The following is a 24,673-nucleotide window of genomic DNA, read 5'->3' as shown; positions in this document are numbered from 1 at the left end:
ATCAGTTTTTCTTGACAGTGACTACCCTTAAATAAGAGCCTACGCGCCCCCAAGAGTGCCGTCGTGAATTATCCCGTGTCCACTACGCCTGAATCGCCTGTCAACGCGCCGGAATTGGCCGCGAAAGATTGGCGCAGTCTGCGCGCGGCTTGGGGCTTGGAAGGCACACGTGCCGAACTGATCGGCAATGGTGGCCTGATCAACACGACGTTACGCGCGGGTCCTCTGGTGCTTCAGCGCATCAACCGCGAAGTGTTTCCGGATGCCGAACGCTTGATTCTGAACGGCGTGCTGGTCGGACAACATCTGGCGCGTCTGCGCGTGCGTGGTGATTATCCACTTGAAGTGTTATCGACGGTGCGCACCAAAGACGGCCAATGGTGGCACCAGATTGGTCAGGATTACTGGCGCGCTACCCAGTACATCGCCAATACCCGCAGCTTCGAAAAAGTCAGCAATGATGCCCTTGCACGCGAAGGTGCGCGCGCGTTTGCCCAGTTCATATTCGCGATGCGTGATTTCACGCCACCACGTTATATCGCCTCACTGCCGGAATTTCATCAACTCAGCAATCGCATCGTGGCGCTGGAGCAATTCGCACGCATCGATCCGCTCGGTCGTTTGGCAAAAGTGCGCGTGTTGTTTGATTTGGCTGAGCGCTTTTTGCCTTATCTGCATCAAATCGAATACGCGACCAGCTCCGGCGAGTTGCCACAGCGCTTTGTTCACGCCGACACCAAGATCGCCAATATCCTGTTCGACAACCAATCGCCGCGTGCTCGCGCCGTGATCGATTTGGATACGGTGATGACTTCCAGTGTCGTGTTCGATTTCGGCGACATGGTGCGATCTTTCTGCAATCCACTCGGTGAACTCGCCAATCCAAAATCGGTGCAATTGCATCTCGGCCGTTTTCAGGCGGTGGCAGATGGTTTTATGTCAGTGTTGCATCGCGAACTGACGCGACAGGAAAAACTGCATTTGATCCCGGCATCGATTGCTGTGACGGCCACACTGGGCATTCGTTTCCTGACCGATTATCTGGCCGGTGACATGTATTTCCGGGTGCAACAACCGGACGACAATTTCCAGCGCGCCGCAGTGCAACTGGCGTTGGCGGTATCGATGGAAAAAGAGCGGCGGCGAATGGAGCGCAGCTTACGACTTTAAAAAAACAGCGAGAAGCCATCTCAAAATAATCTGGGCGATGGCGAGGTGCGCGAATAGGAGCGCAAAAACCGCAGTTTACAAAGAGTAAATGAGGATTGTTCACCACATCCATGTGGCTCACCCTCCGGGCTACGCGAAAATCCGCTCCCAGCGGATTTTTTTGAGCACCGCATTCGCGCAGATCGCCGAGCACCAGATATTTTGAGATGGCTTCGAATTATTTGACGTCGATGGCGCGACCGGTAATCGTCAACCTTACCTTGCGACGATCTTCACCACGACGCTCTTCGGTCGAGCGTAAATCCGGTACGGTCAGTGGCCGACCATTAATCGAACGGCGGTCGATACCACTGCGACGATCGTTCAGACGACGATCGGGCATATTCGGTGTCCATACCACGGTTTCTTTTTCGGGTTGCTTGCGATCTTTACCCATGCTGCACCTTTGTACCAATCTCGGGAAACGGCGGACTGGTTCTGTTCGGAGTATGGCATAAGCGTGAGCAAACGCACACGCAAAGTCGGAACCAGTACAACGAAACCAGACAGGCTGCTGGCGGATACTGAATACTGTCCCCGGCAGTCATTGGTTTGCGTACATGAAGTCGATCAACCAGCAGTTACTGACCATCTTGCAGCAATCGGCATTCAAGGATGCAGATCCGGAGCAATGCCCTCGCCTGATTCAGCAGTGGCGTCAGCAAAATGCTGTCAGCGAGCAAGCGATCAGCGCCGTGCTAACCCAGTTCTCCGCGCAGTTGCTGCACACCGTCCACCAGAAACAACTGAGTCCGGCGATGGCCAGTGAGCTGCTGGCACGCTTGATTGCCGGCGCCGATCTGCCGATTCCGGCGACGGTTTTTGCCCTGCACCAGGTGCTGCAGAACCTCGCCGAGCACAAGCGCCAACAGGCCGACAATGAGCAAATCAAACGGGAAATGGGCCGCATCCTGCCCTTGATGCCGGTCTCACATTTACATCAGGCCGATAACTGCCGCTATACTGGCCGTTATACGGAGCCCAAGCGCTCTGCCTGATGGACCGAACATGGACGAACACTCGCAGCAATCCGACGTAGTCAAGGCACCTCCCGAGCCGTTGGTCGCGATTCAATTGTTGAACGCTACCCGCATTCTCGTCATCAACAGTAAAGGTGGCGCCGGCAAAACCACCATTGCCACGAACCTGGCCAGCTGGCTGTCCCGGCGCGGTGAACGCACAGTGCTGCTCGATGCCGATCCGCAAGGTTCCTCGCATTACTGGGTCAGCCATCGCGAGCAAGCCCTGCCCTCCGTGCACGGCGTCAAAATCGACAACAACAGCCGCACCACCCGCAGCTTTCAATGGCGGGCACCGAAATCGACCCGCTGGCTGATTACCGATGCTCCGCCGGGAATGAACGGCCCAGCGCTTGATGACTTGCTACAGGATCACGACTTGATTGTCGTGCCGGTGCTCGCTTCCGATATCGACATCCGCGCCAGCGCGCGCTTTATAGGTGAGTTGCTGCTGACCCAGAGCATGCGGCGCAAACGCCGGCCGATCGCCGTCGTCGCCAATCGGGTCAAACAGCACACCAAGGCCTGGGAGCGCCTGCAGAAATTTCTGCTGAGCCTGAACATCCCCTACCCGGCCACGCTGCGCGACACCCAGAATTATGTGCGCGCCTATGCCGAAGGCCGAGGCGTCGCCGACTATCCACAACAAAGCCATGAACGTGATCGCGACGACTGGCAAACGCTGCTGTGCTGGTTGGATGCGCAAGGCAGTGGCGACCAATGGTTGCAACGAGAGGAGCCGAATAAATCAGTGGCCTACGCTGGCTAAAATGAAAAAAGCGGCTCAATGAGCCGCTTTTTTATTGCCTGTTTTCGCGAACGACTATCGGCACACAAAAGACTAGCGACAGTAATGCAACAAATGTTCGGCGATATGCAGCGAGCGTTTGCCATCGACATCGGCGACTGCGAGTAACCATTGAGTGCGTACTGGCTGGTGCGCCGCATTGGTTTCCGCCGCTTCGAATTCATATTCCTGCATTGCGCTTTCGACAAACTCAACAAACTGCGCCTGCGGCCAGGATTTGCGCGTGCGCACATCAAACACCTTGCCATCGGCGTCAATACCAAAGTCGACCGAGACACAACCGTAATTGACCGAGCGACCGCTTAGGCGGCCTTCGGTTTTGCTCGGCTCATCATCAATCAACCAGTATTGTGAAAGTTGTTCGGCATCGACACTGACCACCGGTAAGCTCGGCCGCGGCGTCGCCGCTTCCGTAACGGATTCCGATTCTGGCGCACTGCTGCCGCATGCGGCCAACAACACGGCCACCGCCGCCGTGAGCATCAAACGAATTTGTCTAGACATGATTTCCCCTCAAGCGTATTACGAACATTCAAAGCTTTTTTTCATGCTGCCCCGTGCTCGTTGAGCAGCGCCAATAACTTTTGCTCATCCCATACCTCGACGCCGAGATCCTGGGCCTTTTTCAGTTTGGAACCAGCACCGGGGCCGGCAACAACAACAGAAGTTTTCTTCGAGACACTGTCGGTCACTTTGGCACCCAGCCGCTGCAGTTTTTCGCCGGCCTCATCGCGAGTCAATGTTTCCAAGGTTCCCGTCAGCACAAACGTCTGACCGCTTAACGGCAAGCCTTCCTGATCAACAATTTCGATTGCCGGCCAGTGAATACCGGCGTCGATCAATTCGTTGACCGACTCGCGATTGGCTTCGTTGGCAAAAAACTGCACAACACGATCAGCAACAATCGGACCAATATCGCGAATCGCCTGCAATTCATCGTGACTGGCTCGCATCAGCTTGTCGATACTGCCGAAATAATTGGCCAGTGTCGTCGCCGTCACCTCGCCGACATCACGGATACCAAGTGCGAAAATAAAACGCGGCAAGGTCGTTGCTTTGCTTTTCTCGATCGCCTTGACCAATTTTTGTGCCGATTTATCGGCCATGCGCTCCAAATTGGCCAGCGTTTCGGCTGACAATCGATAAATATCAGCCGGATGATGCACCAACTCCCGTTCAACCAATTGCTCAACGATCTTGTCACCAAGGCCCTCGATATCCATGGCCCGGCGATGGGCAAAATGCAGAATCGCTTCGGTGCGCTGAGCGGGGCAGGAAATGCCGGCCGAACAGCGAATCGCCGCCTGGCCTTGTTCGCGCACGACTTCGGCACCACAAACCGGACAGTAGGACGGCACGATCACCGGTGTTGCCGCCTGATCGCGCTTGGCCAACACCACACTGGCCACTTGCGGAATAACATCACCGGCACGTCGCACAATGACCGTGTCGCCGATGCGCAAATCCAGCCGCTCAATTTCATCGATATTGTGCAAGGTCGCGTTGCTGACCGTGACACCACCAACCGGTACCGGTTTCAATCGCGCCACCGGAGTCAATGCACCAGTGCGGCCAACCTGAAACTCGACGCCCTCGAGCACAGTCATCGCTTCCTGAGCCGGATACTTGTGCGCCAACGCCCAACGCGGTGCGCGCGAAACAAACCCGAGTTCTTCCTGACGATCAATGCGATTGACTTTGTAAACCACGCCGTCAATGTCATACGGCAAATCGTTGCGCTTCTCGCCGATTTGCCGGTAATACGCCAGCAAACCGTCTTCACCGGTTGCCGTCTTCACTTCTGGACAAATCGGCAAGCCCCACTGCTTCAATTGCTGCAAACGCTCGCTGTGTTTGCCGGCCAGTTCGACTCCCTCGCAGCGACCCAGTGAATACGCGTAAAACGCCAATTTACGCTTGGCCGTCAACCGCGGATCGAGTTGCCGCAGTGAACCGGCCGCGGCATTGCGCGGATTGGCGAATATTTTTTCGCCACTGGCCAAGGCTTTCTCGTTGAAGCGATTGAAATCTGCTTTCGGAAAATAGACTTCACCACGCACTTCCAACAATGCCGGCAATTGCTCGCCACGCAAACGCAGCGGAATCGCATTGATGGTTTTGATGTTGTGGGTAATATCTTCGCCGGTCTGACCGTCGCCACGGGTGGCGCCGGTAACCAGCTCACCATGTTCGTAAATCAGACTAACGGCAACGCCATCGAGTTTCGGCTCGCAACTGAACTCCAGATCGTCAACAAAGCCGAGGCGTTCACGAATATCTTCGACAAAGTCGTGCAAATCCTGTTCGGTAAACGCATTCTCCAGACTCAGCATCGGAATGACGTGTTTGACCTGCTGGAATGCGGCAATCGGTTCGCCACCCACACGCTGCGATGGTGAATCAGCACTAATCAATTCCGGATGTTCCGATTCCAACTGACGCAGCTGCTGCATCAGCCGATCGTATTCAGCATCCGGTACCGTAGGTGCATCAAGCACGTAGTATTGATAGTTGTATTCGTTCAGCGTGTGGCGAAGGGTCGCGATGCGCTCGGCAGCCGTGGCAGACATGAAGGTTTCCGAACTCAAGGAAAAGGTGGCGTTCTGGGCAACTAGAATAGCGCCTTCACCCGGCGCTGACGAGATGAAATGTATCTGTCTTGCCCGCCAGAACAGCGATTAGAAGCCATCTCAAAAATGCCTGGAGCTCGGCGATCTGCGTGAATGCGGTGCTCAAAATCCTCATTTACCACTCGTAAACTCCGGTTTTTGCGCTCCTATTCGCGCACCTCACCTTCGCCCAGACTATTTTTGAGATGGCTTCAAGCAAACTCAGGCTTTCGCCGTTTGTTTGCGCTCGAACTGGCTGATTTGGTTTTCGTGCGCACGGCGCGATTCGGCACCGAATTGCTGACGAGTGCCATCGAGAATCGTGCCGCCAAGCGTGCGGGCAATCTGCTCGGCCGCATTGGTCATCAGTTGATAAGCCAAGCGCGGCTCTTTTGGCCCCGGCATTTGCATGAACAGACTGATACCTGGCGTCGAAAAGCTTTCCAGATTGTTTGGATCGAAGGTGCCGGGCTTGATCGCGTTGACGACGCTGAACTGGATCTCCGAATTCGGCGTGCCATCAAGATGACGATGGAAAATATCCATCTCGCCAAACACCAGTGAAGCTTCCATCATCGCGATGCTGAGCTCGCTACCGTCGAATAACTTGCCTTCCGGTGCGTGCACGGTCAGCGAAATGACCTGGAATTCCGGTTCGACCGGTTCAGTTGCTTTGCTCGGTGCCGCTTGTTTGTTTTGCTTTGTTTTATTTTTACTTTTTACCGGTGCCATGGCATCGGCGAACAACTCACCGGTGTTACCGATGGGCAATTCCGGATCCTGACGCACAACCGGCTCGTCACCAAAAACCGGTTCGACATGAGCCGATGCAGCTCGAGGCATACCGACATCCGGGAGCGTGTCCGGTTCGGCTTCAAATCCGGATTCAGTGATGGGGGTTTTGACCCGCACCTGACCAATGCCATCCCGGTCTATGCCTTCCCGGACCGGTGGCGTTTCCGGCTCCGGCGGAATGTTTTTTTCCAGTTTGAACTTGTACTGATCGCGGCTCCGGTTGCGCCAACCATCCCACACCAGATAACCCAGCAGGGCCACGCCGGTCAGGACCAGTAATTCGCGAAATCCGAAATCCATTGTTCAATCCGTCGTTCAGGCCGCGGCCATCGCTGCGGCTTCGTCAATGTCTACGGCGACGATACGGGACACGCCCGGTTCCTGCATCGTCACGCCGCACAGTTGTTCGCCCATCTCCATCGCAATCTTGTTGTGCGAGATGTAGATGAATTGTACTGATTTTGACATTTCTTTGACCAGGTTACAAAACCGGCCGACGTTGGCGTCGTCCAGCGGGGCGTCAACCTCGTCCAGCATACAGAACGGTGCCGGATTCAATTGGAAGATCGAGAACACCAGCGCAATCGCGGTCAACGCCTTCTCACCACCGGACAACAGGTGAATGGTGCTGTTGCGTTTGCCCGGTGGCCGCGCCATCAGCGTGATACCGGTGTCGAGCAGATCTTCGCCGGTCATTTCCAGATAGGCATGGCCACCGCCAAACACTTTCGGGAACAATTCCTGGAAAGTCTTGTTGACGAAGTCGAAGGTGTCCTTGAACTTCGAACGCGTTTCGTGATCGATTTTCCGAATGGCGTCTTCCAGCGTTTCCAGCGCCTTGGTCAAATCGTCGAACTGCGCATCCATATAGGTTTTGCGTTCGGACTGGGTTTGGAACTCTTCGATTGCCGCCAGGTTGATGGCGCCCAGGCGTTGAATTTTTTCGGCAATCTCGGTCAGGCGACCGGTAATGTCATGCTCGCGATCATGTTCTTCGAGCTGGGCCAGCGCTTCTTCCAGCGTACGCTCTTCCTGCTTCAGGAATTCGAGCTGGGTGTCGCGACGTACGGTCAGCTCGCCACGCTCAACGCGTAGCTGCTCCAGGCGCATACGCACGGCTTGCGCCTGTTGCTCAATTTCGTGACGGCGGCGTTCATGTACGCGCACTTCCTGATCGACTTCGCTTAGCGCTTCACGCGCTTGCGTCAACTCCTGCTCGACGGTAATGCGTTTGTTCAGCGCGTTTTCCAGATCCGTTTCCATATCGGTCAACGGTTCCATGCTTTCTTCGAGCTGCATTTCCAACTGCTCGCGGCGCTCGTTGATGGCCGCCAATTGCTCGCGCACGCGGCGCTCGGAATTCTGGGTTGAGGTCAGCTCGGCACGCAACGCTTCCATACGCAGCGCCAGCTTGTGGTAAATGTCCTTGGCATCACGCGCCGACATACGTGCGCTATCGACCAGTTGCCGGAGTTCTTCACGGCGGGCTTGCAGTTCTTCCCGCTTGTCGGTGTCATCGCCCATCTGTTCGATGGCAGCCTGCAAGTTGGCGCGGCTTTGTGCCAGACGCTCTTCGTCTTCTTCGCGTTGGGCAGACAGTTCCTTCTGCTCGTTGATCAACTGCTCGCGCTGACGACGCAGCTGTTCCAGCTTGCTCTGCCGTTGTTGCAGTTGTGAGCGCACTTCAACGACATCACGCTCGGCGGCGGTCAGCTGCTTTTGCAGCTCGCCCCACTCAGCTTCGAGCGTGCGCAGATCGTCGCGCGCCTGTTCACTGCGCTCTTCCAGTTCAGCAAGTTTTTCCTGCAGCGTATCGATTTCGGCTGTCAGCGACTCGATCAGTTTGGCGCGCTCCAGCACGCCCATCTTGCCGTCATTGCTGGCATTGATTTTCAGGAAATTGCGGCCGACAACGAAACCGTCACGGGTAACGAAGCGTTCATGCGCTGCCAATGACTGGCGTTGGCTGAAAGCCTCGTTAATCGACTCGACCGGATATACGCTGTGCAGCAAGGCCGGAGCCTGACCGGCCTGGATCAATTGCGCCAACGAACGACGCGCAGAATTGCCGGAAACCGATTGATTGTCGATGATATGCACCGCTGCACCCGGCTGCTCGGCCAGTGCAGCCAGCACATCGTCGAGTTGATTGACAACCAGCGCCTGTAATTGATCGCCAAGCACCGCTTCCAGTGCCGTTTCCCAACCGGCCTCGATACGCAGCTGATCGGAAAGCCGCGGTACATTGTTCAAATTGTGGCGCTGCAGCCACTGTACGAAGGGTTCATCGTTGGCGCCCTGCGCGGCTTGCTGCAAGGATTCCAGCGCGACCTTTTTTCCGCGCAGCTGGTTCAATTCGTTGCGAGCGGCATCAATTTGCGCCGTCAGTTCCTGGCGTTCCTGACGCAAACGATTGATGCGCTCAACGCCTTGCGCATGGCGATCGCGTACTTCGTCAGCACGCATCTCGGTTTCGGCCAATTTTTCTTCCAGCGCCAGCAATTCATCGTTGCCGGGCTGGGCATTCAGGCCATCGATTTCCTGTTGAATGCGCTGATGACGCTGACCGATACGCGCCAACACGGTTTCGTAATGGCTCACCCGGGTGCGTTCGACCTGAGCTTTTTGCGCGGTGTCGGACGCCGTGCGGTTGAATTCATCCCACTCTTGCTGCCACTGGGCAATCGCTTCTTCATGTTCGCTTAGGTTTTGCTGACCGCCGTTGGCGATTTCTTCCAGACGCAGCAGTTCTGGTGTGTTGTCCTCGATTTCGCTTTGCACTTGCGCGACTTTTTCGGTGTCGAGCGCCAGATGCTCTTCCGCGCCGCGCTGCGATTGCTCCAACCGAACCAAATCATCACGCAAGGTATGACGACGTTCGCGGGTGTATTTGATCGATTGCTCAAGCCGGACAATCTCGGCAGTGATGCCGTGGTATTTGCCCTGCACCGCATTAAAAGTATCGGTCAAATCGATATGCTTGGAGCGGGCGTCCTCGGTGCCGGCATCAAGCGCAGCGATTTCGGCCATGCGTGCTTCGACATCGACGCTCAATACGCCAATGGCTTGCTCATGCGCCTGCACTTTTTCGTCGAGCTCTTTGTAACGAATCGCCGAGACTTTCGCCTTCAGGCCACGCTCTTCTTCGCGCAGCTCTTTGAACTTGGCGGCGGCTTGCGCCTGGCGCTGCAAATGCGCAATCTGCTTGTCGAGTTCCTGACGAATATCCGACAAGCGCGACATGTTCTCGCGCGTCTGATTGATGCGCGACTCGGTTTCCTTGCGGCGTTCTTTGTATTTGGAAATGCCGGCCGCTTCTTCGATGAAAATCCGCAGCTCATGCGGTTTCGATTCAATCAAACGGGAAATCGTACCCTGCTGAATAATGGCGTACGAGCGAGGTCCCAAACCGGTGCCGAGAAAAATATCGGTGATGTCTTTACGGCGGCAGCGCGCGCCATTCAGAAAATAGCTGTTCTGGGCATCGCGGGTGATCAGACGCTTGACCGAAATCTCGTTGTAGCTGGCCCATTCACCGCCGAGCGAACCGTCGCTGTTGTCGAACACCAGTTCGATACTGGCCTGGCCGACTGGCTTACGTGCGGTCGAGCCGTTGAAAATGACGTCGGTGGATTCTTCGGCACGCAGATTCTTGGCCGAGCTTTCGCCCATGACCCAGCGCACCGCGTCAATGACGTTGGATTTGCCGCAGCCGTTAGGGCCGACAATCGCCGTCAGGTTGGTCGGAAATGGCACCGTCGTCGGGTCGACGAATGACTTGAATCCCGCAAGTTTGATTTGTTTTAAACGCATCGTGTTGTTCTGTATCTGTCCTGAACCCGGAGTCGCGGCCGTTGCCTGCGCCCCTTTCGAGCACGCCAAGCCGTATTGATGGCCTGGCACACCCGCTGAAAACTGGCGGCGGCCGGAGTTTCCGGCCAGCCGCGCGCTAGTTTATCGGTAAAGCGGCACAGGGTCGAAGGGACAGCCCTGTGGATAACTTGTGAAGTTATTGCGGGTTGTGGTTTTTTTTTGAAGAATCAGGCACGAACCACAACGCTACCGGCCGAATAACCGGCCCCAAACGAGCTGATTACGCCCAGATCGCCTGCTTGCAAACCATCCCGATGGAAGTGAAACGCCACGATCGAGCCGGCTGAGCTGGTGTTGGCGTAGCGGTCGAGAATATTCGGCGCCTCGTGGCCCTCCGGCTCACGGCCCAGCACCTTGCGGGCGATCAACTGGTTCATATTGATGTTGGCCTGATGCAGCCAGAGCCGTTTCAGGTCGCCGGCCGACAAGCCCATCTCATCCAAATGACCGGTAATAAGTTCGGCCACCATCGGGCAGACCTCCTTGAACACCTTGCGCCCTTCCTGGACAAACAACTTGTCGCGGGCATAGCGGGTTTCCGGATGGGTACGATTCAGGAAGCCGAAGTTATTGCGGATATTGTTGGAAAACTCGGTAACCAGCTTGCACCCCAACACTTCGACACCGCCACTGCGCGCGTCGTCTTTACGCTCCAGCACGATGGCCGAGCAGACATCGCCAAAAATGAAGTGGCTATCGCGATCACGGAAATCCAGATGCCCGGAACAGATCTCCGGGTTGACGATCAGCACGCAGCGGGCACCGCCGGTTTGCAAGGCTTCCACCGCCGTCTTGATGGCAAAGGTCGCCGACGAACAGGCCACATTCATATCAAAGGCAAAGCCCTTGCAGCCAAGAAAGTGCTGAACTTCGACCGCCAAGGCCGGGTACGGGCGCGGGAAGTTCGACACCGCCGCCAACACGAAATCGACCTCTTCTGGCTTACGGCCAGCCTGGTGCAGCGCTTCTTCCGCGGCGGCCATCGACATTTCACAGTGCAAGGACGGTTCGTCGTTGCTGCGCTCACGCAACACCGGGCGCATCAGGTTGATGTCGAGTACACCGGATTTATTGACCACGTAGCGGGACTTGATCCCGGACGCTTTTTCAATGAATTCAACACTGGAGTGTGACTTGGCTTCGAGCTTGCCGGCCTCGATATCAGCCTGATGGGCAGCATTCCATTGATCGACCCATGCATTGAACGAAGCGACAAGTTCCTGGTTGGAAATGGCCTCAGTCGGCGTGTAGACGCCAGTGCCACTGATAACAATGCTTGTCACGATGCGGAACCTGGAGGGGAAAAACGCGCAATAGGTTAGCGGTGGTGCCTCGATTTCGCAAAAAAATTGTCACAAAACGGTGCAACCACTGATCCACGCCGGGGCAATCGGGCGATCAAAATTTCTTGCTGATCGACAACGCAATGTATTGCTTGCGCGTATTGCCTTCGCGGTAACGGTCCAGCGACATGAATTGGCTTTCGCCGGACTCGGTATCGGTTTCCAACAGTTCCCAGCCGCGAATGGTAACGCGGAAGGTCAACGGCTCTTCGCGACCGATGCCGAAGTTGTCAGCGGAACCGAAACGGGCAAACGGCGTATAGGAAAGCGAGAACGCTGTTTGTTGACTGTTGTCGATGGCACTCATGCCTAAGCGCCATTGCGGCGCGACCTGCCAGCCCATCGACTCGGTTTCAACCGGCAAGCGCAATTGCGGATGCACGCTATTGAAGGCATAGGGATTGTACTGAAAGGAATCGGCAGAATCGGCTTTGCAGCTCTGGCTGAAAAACAGCAGACAGGATACTAACGCCAACATCAGGAAACCGAACATATACGCGCCTCAGACGACTCGACACATCCAGCGTGTCTTTAAACCAGCGCATCCCATCAATTTCAGTATATGGTTAAAGAATAGACGGTTTCCGTGACTCCCCGCGCAATTATCTGAGGCAACAACGCTGACCAGCAGCACTTCAATGCGCTACTGGCACCGTTTCACAGTACGTACGTATGGCTCGTGAACTAATTTGGTACGGTAGAGGTATTGATACGCGCCAAAAAGGCTTTGGCCATCGACACCCAAGAGTGTGAACAAACGGCCGCCAACTCACCGGCATCCAAAAACCAGCCGCGACACTGCGGGCAATGCTCGCCTTCAATATGTTCGTGGCCGGGCACCGCATGCGTGTGCAAGGACTGCTCGACGCATTGCGGGCAGTGCTTCGGTTTGTCGTGATTGAACTCACGGCCCAACTCTGGCAAACCGATGTCCAGCATTTCTGCCTCACGCAGCTCCTGCAGACAATTCAGATCCACATCGTTACACCAGATGCCCTTGCAACCGCTGCAACGATGAAGGCGCATTCCATAAAGCTGGACATTGTCCAGGCTGGCATGACATTTCGGACAAAACATGACGTCCTCCTTTCGTTGCAAATGAACTCTGTCGCTATTGATATTGACGCAAATGAACGTGAATCGGTTGTGACAGAGAAGTAAAAAAATATTGCAAGGGGAAATATTTTTCGAAGCAAATGCCGATCCGAAACGAAACATAAATCGACGAATGGAGCTCAGCGCAAGCTGGTCAGTTCTTCAACCATTTGCTGCAGGCGTTTTTCGGAAACCGTTTCGGCGGTCCCCAGGTGCTGAGCAAACAACGCCACGGAATATTCATTCAACAAATCTTGCAAACGCCGTTGCAACTGGCCGCGTATCGACCATAAAGGCGCTTCAGGCTCCAGCGCCCTCTCGGTCAGCATCAAGGCCTGATGCCAACGCTGCATACGCGCCGCATCCTGTGGCACATTGCCGGCCACCCGTTCGGCCCGCCATTGCATCGCTTGTACGTAGCGTTTGATATGAGGTAATCGAGGCAAGCCATCGCGACTAATAAAACCGGGCGCCAACAAATACTGCAATTGATCGCGAATATCTTCGGCAGCATCCGGCGCCGTTTTCTCCAACGCCTTCAACTGCTTCAGTGTTGCCGACGCATGCTGACCGATTTCCGTGAGCAGCGGCAAATGATCGGCCAAGCGAATGCGCAATGGCTTGCTGAATCCTGACAAAAGTTGTTGAAACGACTCGCGGCTGCGAATGCTATCCGTGCATTCAGGCATCGCATCCAGCACACAGGCACGAAACCAATCATCGAGAAAGATCGGCCGCTCGATCAAATTGGCATAGGCCAGCAAACAGGGATTCAACACCCGGTTCTGTTTTTGAAACGACTTGAACTCCGTTTCCAGCTTGAACATCAGTAAGCGCGCCAAACCCTGCCGATGTTCAAACGCTGCTTCTTCGGCTTTCGGAAAAGCGCGCACCGACAGCTGTTTGATTTCGTCTTTCAATGCCAGAAACAGTTGTGTGCCGCCGGAATCGATTCGCTCGGCCAGTGGCTCGTCCGGAAATTCCAGCAAACCGGTTTGCTCGTGACTACGCGCCTGCCGACGCAGCACCTGTTGCTGGCGTTGTCCCAGTCGCTGTTGCAATTCAGTGATTGAACGCCCACAGGTCAACACCTTGCCCTGTTCGTCGAGCACCTCAAAACGCATCAGCAAGTGCGCTGGCAACTGCTCCAGTTGCCAATCCTGCATCGCCACCCGTATACGAAATCGCTGATACAGCAATGACTCGAGCTGTTGCAGCAATGGTATTTGCTCGCTCAACACTTCCGGCAATAAGTACTGCAGCGTGTCATTGATCGGTTGAATGGTCTTGCGCAGATCTTTCGGCAAGTTTCGCAGCAGCGCTTCCAGCTTCGCTGGCAGCAACCCAGGCACCAAGCGTTCAAACTGACTGTCCTGCAATTGCATCAGTTGGGCGACGCTCAACTGCACCGTGATGCCATCGTACTCTTCGCCCGGAGCGAAAGAATATTTCAGCGGCAGCAGCATGCCATCTAGCTGCAACTCCGGTGGATAGTCGCTGTCGGCCACCTGCCCTGCCTGACGCACTTCCCGCTCGGTCAGCATCAGTAGTTGATTCAGTTTTGGGTTTCGTTTCAACGCCCGGATCAGGCTGTGCTTATCGACCACTTCGGCCGGCAGACGTGGCAGCAACAGCGCCACCAAATCCTCTTCAGCAGCCAACAAATCGCGACGTCGAGCTTTTTCTTCCTGCTCATGAATGGTGTCGATCAGTTGCTGATTGTGCTGCAAGAATGATGCACGCAAATCGCTTTCCCGGCGTACCAAGGCGTGACGCACAAACATTTCCTGAGCCAGTGCAGGATTGGTTTTCGCCAGCGGCGTCGCCCGGCGCGGAACGATAACAAGGCCGAACAAAGTCACTTGTTCATTGACGGCGGCATCGCCCTGTTTCTCGCGCCAATGCGGTTCGCCGTAGCTGTGTTTCAGCAGATGCCCAGCCAATTGTTCAATCCACAACGGCTCGACCTTGGCCAAATGCAGACCATACAAGCGATGACTATCGAGAAAATCGGCAGCGACCACCCAAGGCTTCATCTTCTTGTGCAAACCGGAGCCGCTATGTGCCTGAAAGCGAATGTGGCGAGCCCCCTGATAATCGCCCTCACGGGTTGCCTGACCAATCTGATGAATAAAACCGGCCAACAAGGTTTTATGCAGGGCTTCGTAATCAGTACCGGAACCGCTGCGCTGTAAACCGACTTCATGGGCCATCGTGCGAAGCTGGGCAACCAGACGCCCCCATTCCAGCACGGCGACTACATTCAGAAACTCGGCTTTCATTTCCTTGCGCCAGGCATTGGCTGACAGCTCGGCCTTGCGCTCATGCAGATGGCGCCAGAGATTCAAGATGGCGACAAAATCCGATTCCGGGTCGATAAAGCGGCGGTGTAGACCCACCGCTTGATCGGCTTTTTCAGCCGGCCGCTCACGTGGATCGCGTATGCACAGAAACGCCGTGATGATCAGCGCCTCATTGACCACAGCAAACTGTTCGGCGGCGATCAGAATGCGTGACAACTGCGGCGGCAATGGCAGATGACTCATCTTGCGGCCAATGACGGTCAATTGCCGCTGCTCATTGATTGCTGACAACTCCTCCAGCAATTTCAAGCCATCTTTGATCAGCTTGCGATCGGGTGCGTCAAGGAACTCGAATCCTTCGACATCGGTTATGCCCAATGCCAACATCTGTAGCAACAAGGCCGACAAATTGGTGCGCAAAATTTCCGGCGTGGAAAATTCAGGGCGGGATAAAAAATCCCGCTCCGAATACAAACGCACACAGATACCGCTCATGACCCGGCCGCAGCGCCCTTTGCGTTGATTGGCACTGGCTTGCGAAATCGGCTCGATCGGCAGTCGTTGCACCCGGCTGCTCTGACTGTAGCGGCTGATGCGCGCCAAGCCGCTATCGACGACGTAACGTATGCCGGGCACCGTCAACGACGTTTCCGCGACGTTGGTAGCCAGCACCACGCGAGTCTGATTCGACGATGAAAACACCCGCTGCTGATCGGCCATGCTGAGTCGCGCATACAACGGCAGTATCTCAACGTTTTTCCATTGCTGTTTGCGCAGGAAATGACTGACTTCGCGAATCTCGGCTTCGCCACTTAAAAACACCATGACATCGCCGGGACCGTGCGCCCAACAACTGTCAATGGCGTTCGCGACCCCTTCGGCCAATTGCCGATCTACGTCTTCTTCCTTGTCAAGCAAAGGCTGATACCAGACATCGACCGGATAAGTACGACCGCTGACCGACAGCACCGGTGCATCCTGAAAAAACCGCGAGAATGATTCCGGGTCGATCGTTGCTGAAGTAATAATCAGCTTCAGTTCTGGTCGTTGAAGCAATAGTGGTTTCAGGTACCCGAGCAGCAAATCAATATTGAGACTGCGCTCATGCGCCTCATCGATAATCAGCGTGTCGTAGCGCAGCAGCAACGGATCGTTTTTCAGTTCCTGCAACAACACACCATCGGTCATCACGGCAATCAATGATTGCTCATTGACTTTCTGGTCAAATCGAATCGCGTAACCGACTTGTTCACCGAGCGTAACCTTCAGCTCTTGCGCCACGCGCCGGGCAACCGAAGTCGCGGCCAGACGACGCGGCTGGGTATGACCAATCAAACCTTGCTTACCGCGGCCAAGTTCCAGGCAGATTTTCGGTATCTGCGTGGTTTTGCCACTGCCGGTTTCACCGGCGATGACCACCACCTGATGATCACGAATCGCCTCAGCAATTTGCGCTCTGGCCTGGACAATCGGCAATTGCTCGTCGTATTCCGGCTGCGGCCAGTTCAGCGTGCGCTGCTGGTAACGTTGCTGCGCTTCCTGCAAGCATTGCTCAAACTGGGCCTGCTCGCGTGCAGTCGGCTGTTTGCGCTGTTGGCGCTGCTGAATCTTTGCCTGCATTTGTTGCAGGCGCTGACGATCACGCAGCAATAACTGCGAGGCGATTTCCACGGTCAGGGATGGTACGGCTGAACTCATTGATCAAGGTTGCCAGAAAACGGTGGGATCATTAGCATGATGGCATTCGAAACATTGTCGCTTTTTCATTCCCATGACCGCAAGCCAATACCGCCCCGTCGCGAAAGCCATGCTGGATTTCATCGAGCAAAGTCCAACGCCCTGGCATGCCGTCGCCAGTACCTGCGCAAGGCTGCAGCAAGCCGGTTTCACGCGCTTGCTGGAAACCGACTCTTGGCAATTGCAAACCCATGGTCGTTATTTCGTCACCCGTCAGGATGCTTCAGTCATTGCTTTTATCGTCGGCGAAAAAACCGAGCAACACGGCTTGCGCATCATCGGCGCCCATACCGATTCGCCTGGCATGCGGGTGAAAACCTCCGGCGCCCAGGAAAACGGCGGATATTTGCGGCTTAATTGTGAAGTGTATGGCGGCCCGATCCTGGCTACTTTCACTGACCGCGATTTGGCCTTGGCTGGGCGCTTGCTGATACGCGACAGTACCAGCAAGGATGGCGTCCGCTCGATGCTGTACAACAGCACTCGCGCCGTCGTTCGTATGCCGAACTTGCCTATCCACTTGAATCGAAACGTCAATGATGACGGCCTGAAAGTGCACAAACACCGTGACTTGAATCTGCTGCTCAGTGCCTTACAACAGGCGCTGCCGGCACGCGATGCGTTCAGTCATTGGCTTTGTCAGGAACCCGGCATTGATCGCAGCGATCTGCTCGGTTTCGAATTGCTGCCTTACGACGCCCAACCCGGCGCCTTTTTCGGTGTTGATGACGAATTCATCGCGGTACGTCAGCTCGATAATCTCGCTTCCTGTCACGCCGCTCTCGAAGCGCTGCTGAACAGTAAGGCCGGCAAGGCTACGCAAATGATCGCGTTATTCGATCACGAAGAGGTCGGCAGCACCAGCTACACCGGTGCCGACGGCAGCTTTCTGCAGGATGTCATCGAACGGATTTGCGCCATTGAATCCACTGCGCGCGACAGCTATCGTCGCAGCCTGGCCAATAGTTGGTTATTGAGCGCCGACATGGCTCATGCCTGGCACCCATCGCATAACGATTGCTATGACGGTCTGCATCACCTGAAAGTCAATCAAGGTGTGGCGCTGAAAATCAACAGCAGCCAGCGTTACGCCACCGATGGCTACGGCGAGGCGCTATTCACTCAGTTGGCCGAAAAAGCCAGTGTGCCGTCGCAGAAATATGTGCATCGCGCCGATTTATCCTGCGGTAGCACAATCGGGCCATTGAGCGCTTCACGCATCGGTATCCGCACGCTTGATGTCGGCGTGCCGATGTGGGCGATGCACAGTGCCCGCGAAAGTGGCGGCGCCGACGATCAGTTCCATTACGTGAAGTTTATGGAAGCATTCCTGCAGCATTAAAAAAGAACCTAATTTTCGTTCGGTGCCAATCAGTTAAAAGATTCTGTCATTCCCGCGCAGGCGGGAATCCAGATACGTTATGAACGTCAACTGGACTCCCGCCTACGCGGGAGTGACATAAAATTTGATTTACCGATTGGCTCTTGGTTTAACCAGGATTTTTTATTTTTTAAAATTCGTAACTCAAACCAGTCAGCACGGCAATATCGGTATCCTCAACGCCTTCCGGTGGTTCACTGTCGTGCTCCACCGTTGCCGACACCCGCAGGCTCAAGCGACCATCGATTTGCACATTGAAGGCAAACAAATCCAGCGCGCGAAAACCGCTGACGCCAGACAGCGCCGGTTGGTAGTACAGGGTGTTGACCAATGAACTGCGCTCATTGATTTTGTAATTGAATACCCAGTAAAAGTTACCGTAGATGCCATCCTCATCACGTTGAACATCACTGGCGGTGGGATTGATTCGCTCCATGCTGTAGAACAAACCAGCGGCAAACGCGTTCTTGATATCTTTTTCGTCGTTTTCAATCGAATAACGAAGACCGCCACCAAGCAGACTACGGCTTTCCAAACGTCGGAATTCATTCTGCTCGACCTGGGCAAAATATTCGGTCGCGAACACACGGGTATGAGCATCGATATATCGGCTGTGGACGACCATGTTGTCGGTGTTGGTTTCACCTAGCGACTCGCCGTAATCGTAGGACAGTACCGTGAAAAAATTATCCTCGCCATCGAACCAATCGAGACGGGCGCCGAGCCGCACGTTTTGACGATCGGAGTTGCCACTGCGCCATTCCAGCGATACGTCGGTGTTGCCGCTCCAGCCCAAACGGGTTGGTTGCGCACGCAGGTTTTCGATATTGACGATGGCCTGAGCATTACCGATACCCAGACCAAACAAAAAAGCCGCTTGTAGACAGCGGCTTATCGGGTGTTGCCACTTCACCACTCTTTACTCCAGCGTTTTGCGAAGGCCGGCCAGATATTTCGCGACCGGCTTGAAGAAATCTTCATCATCCCAGTATTCATTGTGGCAGGCCGGATTCCACGAGGTGGCGGCGCTGCCGACATTGATTTCGTATTCTTCGCTTACCGCCTGATTCCATGCTTCGTTGATGCCCTTCAGCGGATAAGCGATGACATCGTCCTTGTCATAGAAGTTCAACCATTTTACCGCGTCGCGACTGCGTTGCGGCAAGGCACGGCCGGTAATATTCAAGGCTTGCGACAAATGCCCGGTGAATACGCTGTAAACCGCGAGCGGACTGCCGAACGTAATCAGGCCAGCCAGCGTATCGAATTGCTCCATCGGCGTCAGACCGGCAACATCCCCCTGCTCGCGCTGACGATGGTGCATTTCGTTGATGTATTCAGCCAGCAGCACGCTGCTGAACGAATGCGACAGAATCACCAGTGGCGTATGCCCCGGTTGCACCCGGCGATGACTGGCCAGACGACCGAAATGTTCGCGCAAACGCGAATCAATTTGCTCCTTGATATTCCAGTCGCTTTCCGAACGATAAGACAGCGCCGCGCCGAAAAATCGGCAGAACAATTCGCGCAGGCCCGGATAATCCAGATCGTTGCGGTAGTTAACCGCCTTCTTCAGCGCTTGCTGCTTCGGTAACAGCGACTCGCCCCACTCGACCGTGTGCCAGACCAAATCGTCTTCGCGAAAATGCTTATCGAGCGCCAGATAACGCTCGGTGACCCGATGTTTCAGCTCGACCGTTTGATGGGTATTTGGCTCGCCCATGCCGTGCAGGACGGCGATGGCAATTTTTGCGGTGCTGTTTTGCAATTTCTTATGACTCTCTGCTGGTGTCGTCGGCAAGCGTTTGCTGACGTTCGCGATTTAGCTGCAAGCGCAGGACATCGGGGCGTGAGTAATGTCCGCAGGGATCAAAATTTTGCCGTTCCTGCCAAACTTTATCCAGTACGATTTCTGCGGTTTGCACTACTTCCCGATCACAAATGGGCTCAACCAGCCATTCGCCGTCCGGCGCGGCGATGCAACTGCCACCGTTGGCCATCGATTTCGGCAATTTTTCTTTCAGCAGTGCCGCATCCGGTAAATGATCAGGAATATCCGAAGCTCGCATCAAACCTGATACCGACATGACAAAGCTGCGACCCTCACGCGCCATGAAACGGGTGATATCAATGGTGTTGCGCAGATTGCCGGGCCAGATCGCAACATGCAGGTTCTCACCTTGCGCATACATCGCCGCGCGCGCCAGCGGCATCCAATTTTCCCAGCAATTCAACACTCCAACAGTGAACGGGCCACAAGCGTGCGTGACCAAACCATTGCCATCGCCGATTGCCCAAGCCAAGCGCTCTTCGTAAGTTGGCATCAGCTTGCGATGCACCGACTCGATTTCACCGTTGCCATTGATATACACGGCCGAGGCGTAACAACTGCCGCCGCGATTGCTCGGCGCTTCAATGCTGCCGAGCGCCACCGCAATGTGTTTCTGGGCGGCGAGACGGCAGATGTCGCTCAGATCGCCCCTTTCAATGCAAACCGCCTGCTCGCGATACAGCGCGTACCAACGCTTTTGTTGCGCCGATTCAAAACGGGCCGCGTCGGTGTGTTCCAGCCAGAACGGATAACCTGGCAACAATGCCTCACCGAAAGCGACCAGTTGCGCGCCCTGTTTCGCCGCTTCCTCAATCGCTCCAAGGATTTTCGCCGTCGTTGCAGCCCTATCGAGCCAGACCGGCGCGATTTGCGCGAGAGCAATCTGCAAGCTTGCCGACATCGTCATTCGCCTTCTTGATCAACCAAAAACACCGAGCATGCCGAAAAGCATAAACGACGGAAACGCGCCAATCGTAACGGAATGTTCGGCCAAGAGCCCGCGATCAGACTTGACGTCGAATCGGTTCAGGGTATAACTTGCGATTATTACTGCTCCGACCACTTACAGGACCGGCCTTATGACTACGCTTTGGCTCATTCTGGCGCTGCTCACCGCCATCAGTTTCTGTGCTTACCACCGTTTTGGCCTCGGCCCCAGCTCTGTGATGGTGGCGGTCGTACTGGCCGTCTTCAGTTGGGCAGGCATCGCCGGCTACGGCTGGTGGATCGCTTTTGCTGTCACCGCCGTGCTGCTGAACGTTTCGGTACTACGCCGGGCGTTGCTGTCGAATCCGTTGTTCGGTGTCTATAAAAAGGTCATGCCGAGCATCTCCCGCACCGAGAAAGAGGCGTTGGAAGCCGGCACCACCTGGTGGGAAGCCAAGCTGTTCTCTGGCATGCCGAACTGGCGCACGCTGCATAACCTGCCGGCGCCGCGCTTGTCCGCTGAAGAACAAGCCTTTATGGACGGCCCGGTGAAAACCGTTTGCGGCATGGTCAGCGATTGGGAAGTCGCCCATGAGCGCGCCGATCTGCCACCAGAAGTCTGGCAGTACCTGAAAGACGAAGGCTTTTTCTCGCTGATTATTCCGCGCCGTTACGGTGGCCGCGAATTCTCCGCCTACGCTCACTCGCAAATTCTGATCGCGCTGAATTCAGTCAGCCCAACCCTCGGCAGTACCGTATCGGTACCGAACTCACTGGGCCCGGCTGAACTGCTGCTGCACTACGGCACCGATGATCAGAAAAACTACTACCTGCCACGCCTGGCCAAAGGCCTGGAAATTCCCTGCTTTGCGCTGACCTCGCCAGAAGCCGGTTCTGATGCCGGCAGCATTCCGGACGTCGGCATCATTTGTAAAGGCATATGGGAAGGCAAGGAAATCGTCGGCATGCGCCTGACCTGGGACAAGCGCTATATCACGCTGGCACCGGTCGCCACCGTTTTAGGCCTGGCGTTCAAATTGCAGGATCCTGAACATCTGCTTGGTGAAACTGAAGATCTGGGCATCACCTGTGCATTGATCCCGACCACGACCAAAGGCGTCATCATCGGCCGCCGTCACTGGCCGCTCGGCGTACCGTTCCAGAATGGTCCGACTCAGGGTTCGGAAGTCTTCGTACCGCTCGACTACATCATTGGCGGCGCCAAAATGGCTGGCCAGGGCTGGCGCATGCTGGTCGAGTGCCTGTCGGCAGGCCGGGCAATATCCCTGCCTTCCAGCGGAACCGCCGGCACCAAAGTTGCAGCGCATACCGCCGGCGCTTACGGCCGTATTCGTCAACAATTCCGTACCCCGATTGGCCAGATGGAAGGCATCGAGGAAATGCTCGGTCGCATTGGCGGTCTTGCTTACGCCACCGATGCCGTGCGTACATTCACTACTGCCGCTGTCGATGCCGGTGAAAAGCCCTCAGTTGCCAGTGCCATCGTCAAATATCACGCCACCGAAAATGGTCGTCAGGCGATCATCGACGCGATGGACGTGCATGGCGGCAAAGGCATCTGCCTCGGGCCGAACAACTATCTCGGCATGGGTTATGTCAGTCAGCCGATCGGCATTACCGTCGAGGGCGCCAACATCCTTACCCGCAATTTGATCATCTATGGTCAGGGCGCGATTCGCTGCCATCCTTATGTGCTGCCGGAAATGATGGCCGCGCAAAATCCGGATCAGCAGAAAGGCAAAAAAGATTTCGACCATGCGCTCTGGGGTCACATTGGCTTTGCCATGTCGAACAAAGTCCGTTCGCTTTGGCTCGGTTTGACCGGTGCGCGCCTAGCGGCGAAACCGGTCAGCGATTTCACCGGTCGCTACTATCAGCAACTCGGTCGCCTGTCTGCCGTGTTGGCGTTCTGGAGCGATATCAGCATGGCCGTGCTTGGCGGTTCACTGAAGCGTCGTGAGCGCTTGTCAGCACGTCTTGGCGATATCCTGAGTCATTTATATATCGCTTCGGCAACACTGAAGTTCTTCCACGATAAAGGCCGTCCAGCGGAAGAAAAAGCGCTGGTGCAATACGCTGTTGAAAATGCGCTGTTCAAAGCTCAAGAAGCGATTTACGGTTTGTCCGACAACTTCCCGAATCGTTTGTTCGGCCGCGCTCTGCGCTTTATCAGCTTCCCCTACGGCCGCTCATTCAAAGCACCTGGCGATCGCCTGAGCCATCAGATTGCGAAACTGCTGGTGCAACCCGGTATTGCCCGTCAGGCATTGATCGAGCCAATGTACCTGGAGCCAAGCGCCAATAACCGCTTTGCCGAACTGCAGCAGTGTCTTGAGGACACCGTCGCCGCCGAACCGATTTGGAAGCGCTTGCGCAAGGAACTCGGCGGTGAATACAAATCAGCTCTACCGAAGGTTGTACTGGAAAAAGCCAAAGCAGAAAAACGCGTGTCCAGTTCGGAACTGGAATTGTTGGAACGTCAGGAGACCTTGCGCCGCAAGATCATCGCCGTTGACGATTTTGACCCGGCAGATCTGGTGCGAGCCCAGTTCATCCAGCAAGAAAAAGGCAAGGCCGAAAACAAAGTGGCTTGACCAAGCCTCAACGAAAAAGAGCAGCTGATTTTTTCAGCTGCTCTTTTTTTTTAAAAAGCAATCCTTGGCCTGATTACTTCATCCGATGCTGATACTCGTGCTCTTCATCAAAATTGAAGCTGATAGCGACAATTTTTCGCATGTAATCACGCTCTTTCTCAAAACGTGTGCGCATTCTTTCCAGCTCCTGCTCCAGAAACTGTACTCGCTGCTCCAGGTTACCGTTCATGGCAACAACGGCAGGACGGTCGGCGCCATTGCCGCCTTTGTGCACGGGTTGTTGCTCGGTTTCTGGCACCATCAGCTCGGCTTTCAATTCGGCGGCCACCACGCGCACAATTTCGTCGTCAATGGTGTGTTTTTCTTCCAGAAAGCCGAACAGTAGCAGCCGATCGCATAGGGTGTTGATCCGGCGCGGCACGCCTTGGGTGCACTCGAAGATCGCCCGGTAGGCCTCGCGAGTGAACAACGGGTCTTCCTGCCAATCGACTTTTTTCAGGCGGTGCTCGATGTAGCCTTGAGTTTCAGTTTCATCCAGATGCGCAAGGTGATAGGACGCGGTAATCCGCTGACGAACTTGCTCCAGGTTCGGATGACGCAAGTTGTCGCGAAACTCCGATTGGCCAAGCAAAAACACCTGCAGCAGGATTTTGCCTTTGAAATGCAGATTCGACAGCATGCGCAGTTCTTCCAGCGATTCCATTGGCAGGTTCTGCGCTTCGTCGACAACCAGCATACAACGCTTGTTTTCGCGCTGGCGGGCCATCAGAAAGTTTTCGATGTTTTTCAGCAGGCTGGTTTTGTCGGCAGCTTGATGGGCCAGGCCAAAGGTGGCAGCAACCATGCGTAACACGTTGGTGGAATCGAGTTGGGTGTTGACCAGTTGCCCGGCGATCAAATCGTTCTTCTGCTCCAGTGTATTGAACAGCGTGCGCACCAAGGTGCTTTTGCCAGTGCCAACATCGCCGGTAACGACGATGAAGCCTTCGCTTTGCGAAACGCCATATTTCAAATAGGCCAGTGCGCGCTTGTGGGTACTGCTACCGAAGAAGAAATACGGATCGGGTGCCAACTGGAATGGCTTTCCGCTCAGTTTGTAATATGACTCATACATGGCATGACTCCTGT

At 55.2% G+C, this 24,673-nt stretch carries 18 protein-coding genes; 5 read left to right on the top strand and 13 right to left on the bottom strand.

Annotated elements, in window-relative coordinates:
• Positions 1-63: 63 nt before the first annotated feature.
• Positions 64-1,170, top strand: a complete 1,107-nt coding sequence (locus tag E2H98_RS18020; protein ID WP_133587092.1) for a phosphotransferase enzyme family protein — start codon at positions 64-66, stop codon at positions 1,168-1,170.
• Between the two features lie 217 nt (positions 1,171-1,387).
• Here E2H98_RS18020 and E2H98_RS18015 read toward each other — a convergent pair whose 3' ends face one another.
• Complete coding sequence (locus tag E2H98_RS18015; protein ID WP_133587091.1) at positions 1,388-1,606, bottom strand: hypothetical protein; 219 nt, start codon at positions 1,604-1,606, stop codon at positions 1,388-1,390.
• Positions 1,607-1,769: 163 nt separating this feature from the next.
• Here E2H98_RS18015 and E2H98_RS18010 point away from each other — a divergent pair, with 163 nt between their 5' ends.
• The gene (locus tag E2H98_RS18010; RefSeq protein WP_133587090.1) at positions 1,770-2,207 is read left to right on the top strand and encodes a hypothetical protein; all 438 of its coding nucleotides are present in this window, start codon (positions 1,770-1,772) and stop codon (positions 2,205-2,207) included.
• Positions 2,208-2,217: 10 nt separating this feature from the next.
• A complete protein-coding gene (locus E2H98_RS18005; protein ID WP_133587089.1) occupies positions 2,218-2,997 on the top strand; it encodes a ParA family protein in 780 nt (259 codons plus the stop codon).
• Positions 2,998-3,069: 72 nt separating this feature from the next.
• On the opposite strand, the gene E2H98_RS18000 is transcribed toward E2H98_RS18005, so the two are convergent.
• The 8 genes from E2H98_RS18000 to hrpA form a co-directional block, all read right to left on the bottom strand.
• Complete coding sequence (locus E2H98_RS18000; RefSeq protein ID WP_133587088.1) at positions 3,070-3,540, bottom strand: hypothetical protein; 471 nt, start codon at positions 3,538-3,540, stop codon at positions 3,070-3,072.
• Positions 3,541-3,581: 41 nt separating this feature from the next.
• On the bottom strand, positions 3,582-5,606 hold the full coding sequence (gene ligA / locus E2H98_RS17995; RefSeq protein ID WP_133587087.1) for an NAD-dependent DNA ligase LigA: 2,025 nt from the start codon (positions 5,604-5,606) through the stop codon (positions 3,582-3,584).
• 261 nt (positions 5,607-5,867) lie between these two features.
• Entirely contained in the window at positions 5,868-6,740 is an 873-nt protein-coding gene (gene zipA / locus E2H98_RS17990; RefSeq protein ID WP_133587086.1) for a cell division protein ZipA, read from the bottom strand.
• A 15-nt stretch (positions 6,741-6,755) separates the two neighbouring features.
• The gene (smc, locus tag E2H98_RS17985; protein ID WP_133587085.1) at positions 6,756-10,253 is read right to left on the bottom strand and encodes a chromosome segregation protein SMC; all 3,498 of its coding nucleotides are present in this window, start codon (positions 10,251-10,253) and stop codon (positions 6,756-6,758) included.
• A gap of 227 nt (positions 10,254-10,480) precedes the next feature.
• On the bottom strand, positions 10,481-11,596 hold the full coding sequence (locus E2H98_RS17980) for a beta-ketoacyl-ACP synthase III (protein ID WP_133587084.1): 1,116 nt from the start codon (positions 11,594-11,596) through the stop codon (positions 10,481-10,483).
• A gap of 115 nt (positions 11,597-11,711) precedes the next feature.
• The gene (locus E2H98_RS17975; protein WP_133587083.1) at positions 11,712-12,134 is read right to left on the bottom strand and encodes a hypothetical protein; all 423 of its coding nucleotides are present in this window, start codon (positions 12,132-12,134) and stop codon (positions 11,712-11,714) included.
• Between the two features lie 206 nt (positions 12,135-12,340).
• Entirely contained in the window at positions 12,341-12,733 is a 393-nt protein-coding gene (locus tag E2H98_RS17970) for a zf-TFIIB domain-containing protein (protein WP_162848138.1), read from the bottom strand.
• A gap of 158 nt (positions 12,734-12,891) precedes the next feature.
• Positions 12,892-16,752: an ATP-dependent RNA helicase HrpA gene (gene hrpA, locus E2H98_RS17965; protein WP_133587081.1), complete on the bottom strand. Its 3,861-nt coding sequence runs from the start codon at positions 16,750-16,752 to the stop codon at positions 12,892-12,894.
• 73 nt (positions 16,753-16,825) lie between these two features.
• On the opposite strand from hrpA, the gene E2H98_RS17960 reads away from it, so the two are divergent.
• A complete protein-coding gene (locus E2H98_RS17960) occupies positions 16,826-18,133 on the top strand; it encodes a M18 family aminopeptidase (protein ID WP_133587080.1) in 1,308 nt (435 codons plus the stop codon).
• A gap of 169 nt (positions 18,134-18,302) precedes the next feature.
• Here the strand turns inward: E2H98_RS17960 and E2H98_RS17955 are convergent, their stop codons facing one another.
• From E2H98_RS17955 to E2H98_RS17945, 3 genes are read right to left on the bottom strand one after another with little or no spacing between them, the layout of a single operon-like run.
• Positions 18,303-19,085, bottom strand: coding sequence for a DUF481 domain-containing protein (locus tag E2H98_RS17955; protein WP_157591454.1), 783 nt, complete (start codon positions 19,083-19,085; stop codon positions 18,303-18,305).
• Positions 19,086-19,091: 6 nt separating this feature from the next.
• Positions 19,092-19,940: a hypothetical protein gene (locus E2H98_RS17950; RefSeq protein ID WP_133587078.1), complete on the bottom strand. Its 849-nt coding sequence runs from the start codon at positions 19,938-19,940 to the stop codon at positions 19,092-19,094.
• A gap of 4 nt (positions 19,941-19,944) precedes the next feature.
• Positions 19,945-20,904 carry a carbon-nitrogen hydrolase family protein gene (locus tag E2H98_RS17945; RefSeq protein WP_133587077.1) on the bottom strand — a complete coding sequence of 320 codons (960 nt, stop codon included), beginning with the start codon at positions 20,902-20,904 and terminating at the stop codon, positions 19,945-19,947.
• Positions 20,905-21,082: 178 nt separating this feature from the next.
• On the opposite strand from E2H98_RS17945, the gene E2H98_RS17940 reads away from it, so the two are divergent.
• Positions 21,083-23,545 carry an acyl-CoA dehydrogenase gene (locus E2H98_RS17940; protein WP_133587076.1) on the top strand — a complete coding sequence of 821 codons (2,463 nt, stop codon included), beginning with the start codon at positions 21,083-21,085 and terminating at the stop codon, positions 23,543-23,545.
• A 73-nt stretch (positions 23,546-23,618) separates the two neighbouring features.
• On the opposite strand, the gene E2H98_RS17935 is transcribed toward E2H98_RS17940, so the two are convergent.
• Positions 23,619-24,659 (bottom strand): XrtA/PEP-CTERM system-associated ATPase, encoded by a 1,041-nt coding sequence (locus E2H98_RS17935; RefSeq protein WP_133587075.1) that lies wholly within the window; start codon positions 24,657-24,659, stop codon positions 23,619-23,621.
• Positions 24,660-24,673 lie beyond the last annotated feature (14 nt).

Source organism: Permianibacter aggregans (genome assembly GCF_009756665.1).
Lineage (GTDB): Bacteria > Pseudomonadota > Gammaproteobacteria > Enterobacterales > Permianibacteraceae > Permianibacter > Permianibacter aggregans.
This window is presented reverse-complemented; position numbering and strand designations above follow the sequence as displayed.